At 63.4% G+C, this 6,897-nt stretch carries 7 protein-coding genes; 5 read left to right on the top strand and 2 right to left on the bottom strand.

Going from position 1 to position 6,897, the window contains the following annotated elements:
* The 3 genes from AC5I5I_RS24055 to AC5I5I_RS24045 all read left to right on the top strand — a co-directional run.
* A partial coding sequence (locus tag AC5I5I_RS24055; RefSeq protein WP_495977364.1) for a DNA-directed RNA polymerase subunit alpha C-terminal domain-containing protein occupies nucleotides 1-227 on the top strand: 227 nt, incomplete at its 5' end.
* Nucleotides 228-356: 129 nt separating this feature from the next.
* Nucleotides 357-782 carry a 50S ribosomal protein L17 gene (rplQ, locus tag AC5I5I_RS24050; protein WP_495977362.1) on the top strand — a complete coding sequence of 142 codons (426 nt, stop codon included), beginning with the start codon at nucleotides 357-359 and terminating at the stop codon, nucleotides 780-782.
* Between the two features lie 68 nt (nucleotides 783-850).
* Nucleotides 851-1,468: an ankyrin repeat domain-containing protein gene (locus AC5I5I_RS24045; RefSeq protein WP_495977361.1), complete on the top strand. Its 618-nt coding sequence runs from the start codon at nucleotides 851-853 to the stop codon at nucleotides 1,466-1,468.
* Between the two features lie 2 nt (nucleotides 1,469-1,470).
* Here AC5I5I_RS24045 and AC5I5I_RS24040 read toward each other — a convergent pair whose 3' ends face one another.
* Complete coding sequence (locus tag AC5I5I_RS24040) at nucleotides 1,471-2,487, bottom strand: zinc-binding alcohol dehydrogenase family protein (protein WP_495977359.1); 1,017 nt, start codon at nucleotides 2,485-2,487, stop codon at nucleotides 1,471-1,473.
* Between the two features lie 338 nt (nucleotides 2,488-2,825).
* On the opposite strand from AC5I5I_RS24040, the gene AC5I5I_RS24035 reads away from it, so the two are divergent.
* Complete coding sequence (locus AC5I5I_RS24035) at nucleotides 2,826-3,641, top strand: c-type cytochrome (protein ID WP_495977357.1); 816 nt, start codon at nucleotides 2,826-2,828, stop codon at nucleotides 3,639-3,641.
* 92 nt (nucleotides 3,642-3,733) lie between these two features.
* Here the strand turns inward: AC5I5I_RS24035 and AC5I5I_RS24030 are convergent, their stop codons facing one another.
* The gene (locus tag AC5I5I_RS24030; RefSeq protein WP_495977355.1) at nucleotides 3,734-5,308 is read right to left on the bottom strand and encodes a fused MFS/spermidine synthase; all 1,575 of its coding nucleotides are present in this window, start codon (nucleotides 5,306-5,308) and stop codon (nucleotides 3,734-3,736) included.
* Nucleotides 5,309-5,481: 173 nt separating this feature from the next.
* Between AC5I5I_RS24030 and AC5I5I_RS24025 the strand changes: the two genes are divergently transcribed.
* The gene (locus AC5I5I_RS24025; protein WP_495977353.1) at nucleotides 5,482-6,894 is read left to right on the top strand and encodes a DegQ family serine endoprotease; all 1,413 of its coding nucleotides are present in this window, start codon (nucleotides 5,482-5,484) and stop codon (nucleotides 6,892-6,894) included.
* Nucleotides 6,895-6,897: the final 3 nt, after the last annotated feature.

Genomic DNA, 6,897 nt, shown 5'->3' with positions numbered 1-6,897 from the left:
CGGTGCGTTCGGCGAACTGCCTGAAGAACGACAATATCGTCTATATCGGCGACCTGGTTCAGAAGACCGAAGCCGAGATGCTCCGCACCCCGAATTTCGGCCGCAAGTCGCTGAACGAGATCAAGGAAGTGCTGGCGCAGATGGGCCTGCATCTCGGCATGGAAGTGCCGGGTTGGCCGCCGGAGAACATCGACGACCTCGCCAAGCGTTTCGAGGATCATTACTGAGTTTGAGTTGAGAGCCGTGGCGGACTTATGTCCGCCACGGCTTTATTTTGGGCGAACGCAGGAAGCCCACCTGAGCACACAGCGTCCGGCGGATTGTCGTGACAATGAGAGAAGAGAAGGAATAGTCCCATGCGTCACGGTAATGCGCACCGCAAGCTCAACCGCACCGCCGAGCATCGCAAGGCGATGTTCGCCAACATGTGCGCGGCGCTGATCAAGCACGAGCAGATCATCACCACGCTGCCGAAAGCCAAGGACCTGCGTCCGATCGTCGAGAAGCTGATCACGCTCGGCAAGCGCGGCGACCTGCATGCGCGCCGCCAGGCGGTCTCGCAGATGCGTGATGTCGCCATGGTCAAGAAGTTGTTCGACGTGATGGGCCCTCGCTACAAGGACCGCAACGGCGGCTACACCCGCATCATCAAGGCCGGCTTCCGCTATGGCGATTCCGCTCCGATCGCGGTGATTGAGTTCGTCGATCGCGACGAGGACGCCAAGGGTCTGGATTCCGGACCGGTGCAGGCGAAGGCGGTCGATGAGAACGCCTCGGCGTGATCGTTGCGACCACCATTGAATTTACGAGAGCGGCGCTTTGCGCCGCTCTTTTTTTGTTCGCCTGCGGCGTGACCGACGTGCGCGCCGAGGGTGGACCAGCCAATGCCCTGCTGGAGGCGGCAGCGAAGGGCGATGCGGCAGCGGTCGAGCGATCGCTCGCGGCGGGCGTGAAAGTGGACATCCGCGACGCCGCAGGCCGCACGCCACTGTTGCTGGCCACCCACGGCAATCACATCGAGGCGGCGCGGCTTCTCATCGCGGCCGGCGCCGATGTCAACGCCAGGGACGGCATCCAGGACAGCCCGTATCTCTATGCGGGCGCCCGTGGCCGGACCGAGATTTTGAAGATGACCCTGGCCGCTGGCGCCGACCTGAAAAGCCTCAACCGCTACGGCGGCACCGCGCTGATCCCGGCCTGCCATTACGGGCATATCGATGCGGTCAAGGTTTTGCTGGCGACGAAAATCGATATCGACCACGTCAACAATCTCGGCTGGACCGCGCTTCTCGAGGCGGTGATCCTCGGCGACGGAGGAGCGGTCCACACGGACATCGTGCGGCTGCTGCTTGAGGCCGGTGCAAATCCGTCGATTGCGGACCGCGACGGTGTCACGCCGCTGGGACACGCAAGGCGGCGCGGTTACACGGCGATGGTGCGGCTCCTCGAGGCGCACGCCGCGCGATAAGCTCAGTCCCAGCCAGTCAGCACGATTTTGCCCCGGGCCTTTCCGCTTTCCAGCATGGTGTGAGCGCGCTTTAGATTGGCGGCATTGATCGTGCCGTAGTCATCGCCGAGCGTTGTCTTGATCACGCCGTCATCGACCAGCGCGGAAACGTCGTTCAGGAGATTGTGCTGCGCGATCATGTCCGCGGTCTGGAACAGGCTGCGCGTGTACATGAACTCCCAGTGCAGGGCCACGCTCTTTCGCTTCAGCAGCGAGACCGCGAGCGTGGCCGGATCGTCGATCAGCGCAAGGTGCCCTTGGGGAGCAATGAGATCGGCGAGCGCTTCGAAATGCGTGTCGGTGTTGGTCAGGCTTGCAATGAGAGCGACCGGCGGCAAGCCCAATGTTTCGATCTGCGCCCGCAACGGCTTGCTGTGATCGATGACCGCGTGCGCGCCGAGATCGAGGCACCATTGCCTGGTCTCCGGGCGCGACGCCGTGGCGAGCACCGTCAGTCCGGTCAGGCGCCGCGCCAGCTGGATGAGGATCGAGCCAACGCCACCGGCTCCGCCGACGATCAGCAAGGTCCGGTTGTCGGGTGACTTTCCCGGCCGGACGGCGAGCCGGTCGAACAGCAATTCCCAGGCGGTGATCGAGGTGAGCGGTAGCGCCGCGGCCTCGGTGAAGGATAGCGACTTCGGCTTCCGGCCGACAATGCGCTCATCGACCAGATGCAATTGCGCATTGGCGCCCGGCCGGTCGATCGCGCCGGCGTAATAGACTTCATCGCCCGGCTTGAACAACGTGGCATCCGGTCCGGTCGCATCCACAATGCCGGCGACATCCCAGCCGAGCACCGCGACCGATCCCTCCGCCGGCGTCGACCGCATGCGCATCTTGGTGTCGACGGGATTGACCGAGATCGCCCGGACCGAAACGCGCAGGTCGCGGCCGTGTGGCTCCGGGGCCGGAACGTCGACATCGAGCAGGGACTGCGCGTCCGCAATGGGGAGGGACTTGTAGTAGCCGATGGCCTTCATGGGGCGGGCTCCGGTTCAGGTCTGGCGAGGGCAATTCAGGCTCCGCAAGACGTGAAGCCACTATGCTGCAATTTCAAGTGCCGCGCCCGTTGAAGACAGGCTGCCATGCTTTTGAGGCGCTTCGCGTGAAAACGACCGACGGCGCAGGCAATTTCACGGGAGGGCGGGACCGCGGACATGCCGCAACGCGTGCCGCATGGAAATCCCGGCATTTGCGCAGATTGCGTGTCGATTTGCGCGGAATGAGACATGATTTCCGGCGAAGACCACCGCCTCGAACTTCCGCGACATCGTCTGGCAAATTAAAATGATCCCAGACTGGGGCTGGAGATTTTCCGATGATTCGTCTCGTTTTCGTGGCCGCGGCAATTGCTGCCGGCGCTTCGTCTGCGCTTGCGCAATCGCCGGCGCAGCGCGGCGAGTATCTGGTCAATTCGATCTTGAATTGCGGCGGCTGCCATACGCCGCGCGGGCCGGCCGGTGCGGACAAGCCTTTTGCCGGCGGCAACGTGTTCGAGACGCCGGCTTTCAAGGTCTACACATCCAACCTCACGCCGGACAAGGAAAGCGGACTCGGAAACTGGACTGCGGAGCAGATCAAGACCGCCATCATGAAAGGCGTGCGGCCGGACGGCACGGTGCTCGCGGTGATGCCGACCGCTTACTATACCGTGTTGACGCCGACCGACGCCGACGCCATCGTGGCCTATCTGCGCTCTCTGAAGCCGATCAGGAATGCCGTGCCGACGCCGGAATACAAGGTTGCGCTGAAGCCGGATCTGACGCCGCCGCCCATGGGCAAGATCAGTCGCAAGGCGCGCCGCGGCTATTATCTCGCGACCGTCGGCCATTGCATGGAGTGCCATTCGCCGCGCGTGAAAGGAGTTTCGCAAGTGCCGGGCGAGATGGGTGTGGGGCGCCACGAATTCAACGGGCCGTGGGGCGTTTCGACATCCCGCAACATCACCTCCGACAAGAAGGCCGGACTCGGTGCCTGGACCGATGCCGAGATCAGGCGCGCGATAACACAAGGTGTGAGCCGCAACGGCGACAAGCTGAAGCCGCCGATGGGCTATGCCTCCTATGCGAAGATGTCCGACAAGGACATGCGCGACCTGATCGCTTATCTGCGGACTGTGCCGCCGAAGAAATAGAGCGGCTGCCAGGCTATCCGCTCCGGAAAAGGCGAGGCACGATTCGGTCCCTTGCCCGTGCCTGTCCAACTACGCACGATAAAGCGAGCGCCTTACTGCTTCTTCTGGCGGCCGGTACGCAGCGCGTTGTAGAGGTCGGCCGGCGCGAAATCGTCGGTCAGCATGACGCCCTGCGCGAGATTGGGCTTGTCCAGCGGCTTGGCGACCAGGTCGGGCAGGGGAAAGCGGAACTTGAACGTCTCCTGCATCTCGCCGGCACGCTTGACGATCGCGTCGCGGTCGCGCGGCTTCAACGTGGCGACGGCGATCACTTCGCCTTCACCGCTCGGATACGGATGCAGCACGGGAAATACGGCGCCGATGGTCCGCAACGCCGAGTAATACAGTTTGGTCCCGTCATGGATGTTCATGGCAATCGCGCCATCCGGCGTCAGGTTGCGCTTCACCAGCTGGAAGAATTCCCGCGTCAGAAGATGGAACGGAATGTAGCCGCCGTGGAAGGCGTCCAGGATGATGAGGTCGTAGGGCTGCTTGTTGCGGTTGAGAAAGACGCGGCCGTCGCCATCGATGTAGCGCACGCGCTCGCTTTCGCGGATGCCGAAATATTTCTTGGCCGCGCTGATCACGCCGGGGTCGATCTCCACCGTGTCGATCACGACGTTGGGCATGTGGCGGCCGAGATAGGTTGAGATCGAGCCGCCGCCGAGACCGATCATCAGGATACGCTTCAGTTCGGCCGGGTAGGTCACCGCCATGGTCATCTGACGGGTGTAAGCGAGCGGAAGGTCGTCGGCATCCTTGAGGTTGATCGAGGATTGGGTGAAGTCCCAGCCCTTGAGCTGAAACGCCATGTGAAGCTCGGCGTTTTCCTTGAAAACGAAGATGTCGTTGTAGGTGGTTTCGACGTGATCGAGCTGCCCGTCCTTGCGGGTGAGCAATTGCTCGCGCACCGTCATGTCGACGAGCTCCTCGCCCGACGCGGCGTGGGGCATGAGCGCAACCGAGCCCGAGGCCAGCGCGCCCGCGATCAATGCGATCGGAAGCGCACGCACCAGCCGCTGCGCGGCCATCAGCGCCAGTCCCGACAGGATTCCGGCAATGCCGGCGGTGATCGTGATCGCGCGCGAACCCATCGTCGGGATCAGATAGAAGGTTGTGCCGAGCGTGCCGACGATGCTGCCGAAGGTGTTGACGCCGTAGACGGTGCCGGAGACGCGTCCGGAATGCGCGGGGTTGCGCAGCAGGAGACGGATGCCGAATGGCGAAAACATTCCGAGAAATGTGACCGGAAAGAACAGGATCGCGATCGAAGCAACGAGGCTGCCGGCGCGCACATCGTCGATGCCCGCCAGCAGCATTTCCAGCATCCGTTCGGCGAAAACCGGAACCAGCAGGATATAGACCGAGCCGATGATGACGGTCAGGCCGAGCACGGTGAGGGAGGGGGCGCGGTCGGCGAGCCAGCCGCCGAGGAAATAGCCGACGCACAACGCCGCCAGCACGGTCGAGATCAGTGCCGCCCAGGTGTAGATGCCGCTGCCGAAATATGGGTTCAGGTAGCGCGAGCCCAGCATCTCGAAGCTCATCACGATGGTGCCGACCACGAAGGCCGCCACATAGACGATGACCGCTACCGAGGTCGCAGTCTTATTCACCTGATCGGTCACAAATATCTCCCCAGCTCCATTTCCGCCCCCCGCCGGGTGGCCGGAGACCCGGCGCAAGCTTCTGGTCTTATTGAATTATTGGCCGTGGCGGATGAATGGCATGTGTACGGGACCGCCCTTCATTTGGCGCTCCGTTCGGCCTATATCTGACGTCGGATTCTGGGGAATTTCGCATGACCGAACGCCGCACGCTCCGAACGATGCTCGTCACCCTGGGGCTAACGATTCTCGCCTTCGTACCCTTCGCGCAGGCTCAGGAACGGGCGCTTCCAGGCTCGCTGGCTGAAATGAAGCTGTCGTTTGCTTCGGTCGTCAAGCGGGCGGCTCCGGCCGTGGTCAATGTGTATGCCGCGCGGACGGTCGAGGTGCGCAACCCGATGTTCGAGGACCCGCTGTTCCGCCGCTTCTTCGGGGCGCCCGGCAACATCCCGCGCGAACAGATGCAGCGCTCGTTGGGTTCCGGCGTGATCGTCGACCGCGGCGGGCTCATCATCACCAACAACCATGTGGTTGAGGGCGCCACCGAGGTGAAGGTGTCGCTGGCCGACAAGCGCGAATTCGAGGCCGAGATCGTGTTGAAGGATGCGCGCACCGACCTCGCGATCCTGAGGATCAAGGAACCGAAGGAACGCTTCCCCGCCATCGAGTTCGGGGATTCAGACGATCTGCAGGTTGGCGATCTGTTGCTGGCGATCGGCAATCCGTTCGGGGTCGGGCAGACGGTAACGCATGGCATCGTGTCGGCGCTGGCCCGCACCCAGGTCGGCATCACCGATTATCAGTTCTTCATCCAGACCGATGCCGCGATCAATCCGGGCAATTCCGGCGGCGCGCTGGTCGACATGTCGGGCAAGCTGGTCGGCATCAACACCGCGATCTTCTCGCGCTCGGGCGGTTCGCAGGGCATCGGCTTCGCGATCCCCGTGAACATGGTGCAGGTGGTGGTCGCCTCCGCGCGCGGCGGCGGTACCGCGGTGAAGCGTCCCTGGCTCGGCGCCAAACTGCAGAACATCACGCCGGAAATTGCCGAAGGCCTCGGCCTGAAGCGCGCCTCCGGCGCGCTGGTCGCCGGCGTCAGCGCCAATTCGCCGGCGGCCAAGGCCGGCATCAAGACCGGCGATGTGATCGTATCGATCGAAGATCAGGTGGTGGAGGATCAGAACGGTTTCGACTATCGCTTCGGCACGAAGCCTCTGGGCGGGCAGGCCAAGGTCGGTCTGCTGCGCAGCGGCCGCGAGACCGTCGTGACCGTCGCATTGCAAAGTGCGCCCGACCGTCCGCGCGAGGAAGTCGTGATAAAGTCACGCTCGCCGCTGTCCGGTGCCAAGGTCGGCAATCTGTCGCCCGCGCTTGCCGAGGAGTTGCGGCTCGATCCGTCGGCCGAAGGCGTCGTCGTGCTCGAGCTTGGGAACGGGTCGATCGCGCAGCGGCTCGGATTCCAGAAGGGCGACGTGGTGATTTCGATCAACGAAAAGCGCGTCGCCACCAGCAAGGACCTGGAGCGCGTGACCCGCGATCCGTCAAGGCTGTGGCTGGTCACCATTCTGCGCGGCGGACGCCAGATCACTGCGCAGTTCCCCGGGTGAGCG

The sequence above is a fragment of the Pseudorhodoplanes sp. genome, from assembly GCF_059499825.1.
The sequence above is the reverse complement of the archived record's forward strand: the minus strand, read 5'-3'. Positions and strand labels throughout refer to the sequence as shown.